Origin of the sequence: Streptomyces sp. LS1784 (genome assembly GCF_020103755.1) — a bacterium.
In the GTDB taxonomy this organism is placed as follows: Bacteria; Actinomycetota; Actinomycetes; order Streptomycetales; family Streptomycetaceae; genus Kitasatospora.
This window is the reverse complement of the sequence record NZ_JAHSQD010001130.1, coordinates 1-1,043: the sequence shown is the minus strand read 5'-3', so window position 1 is coordinate 1,043 and position 1,043 is coordinate 1. Positions and strand designations below refer to the sequence as shown.

Genomic DNA, 1,043 nt, shown 5'->3' with positions numbered 1-1,043 from the left:
CGGGCCGGCCGCGGAGGCCGTCGGCGCCCGCGACCAGCGGCCGGCGAGGACGGTGCCGACGATCAGCTGGAGCTGGTGGTAGAGCATCAGCGGCAGCACCATCAGTCCGGCTTGCGCTCCGAACAGGACGGTGGCCATCGGCAGGCCGTTGGCCAGGCTCTTCTGCGAACCGCACAGCACCGCCGCCACGGCTGCCGGACGGTCGAGTCCCAGCAGCCGGGCGCCGAGCCCGGTGGCCGCCAGGGCGGCGGCCAGCAGGGCGAGCAGCACCGCGAGCAGTCCGAGCAGCGCGAGGGGGGTGGCCAGGCCCCAGATGCCCTGGGACACCGCCGCGCTGAACGCCGTGTAGACGACCAGCAGGATCGAGCCGCGATCCACCGGGGTGAGCACCCGCTTGTGCCGGGAGAGCAGGCCGCCGAGCCACGGCCGCGACAACTGCCCGAGCAGGAACGGCGCGAGCAGCTGCAGCCCGATCCGTAGCAGCCCGTCCGCGGACAGCGCGGTGTGCGAACCCAGCAGCCAGGCCGACAGCAGCGGCGTCAGCACCAGCCCCGCCAGACTTGAGTAGGTGCCCGCGCAGATCGCCGCCGGGATGTTGCCCCCGGCGGCGCCGGTGAGCGCCACCGAGGACTGCACCGTGGAGGGAACCAGACAGAGGAAGAGCACCCCGGTCTGCAACGGCCCGGTCAGCGGGACGGGCGTGAGCAGCGCGGTGGCCAGCCCGAGCAGCGGGAAGAGAACGAAGGTGGCGGCCAGCACCAGCCCGTGCAGCCGAAGGTGGCGCAGCCCCGCCAGCGTCTCGCGGGTGGAGAGCCGGGCGCCGTAGAGGAAGAACAGCAGCGCCACCGCGAGGTCGCAGGCGACCCCGGCGACCCGGGCCGAGACGCCCGAGGCCGGGAACAGCGCGGCCAGCCCGACCGTCCCGGCCAGCGCCGCCATGTACGGGTCCAGCCGGCGGGGCAGCAGCCCGCGGGAGCGGGGCCCGGGCCCGCACTGCGACTGCGTCCGTTCCCCGCGCGCCCGGAGCCCTGGTGGCTGCTCCG

At 75.3% G+C, this 1,043-nt stretch carries 1 protein-coding gene; it reads right to left on the bottom strand.

Features of this window, described 5'->3' with window-relative positions; translation table 11 throughout:
• A partial coding sequence (locus tag KS423_RS46115; protein WP_224285606.1) for a bile acid:sodium symporter family protein occupies positions 1-939 on the bottom strand: 939 nt, incomplete at its 3' end.
• Positions 940-1,043: the final 104 nt, after the last annotated feature.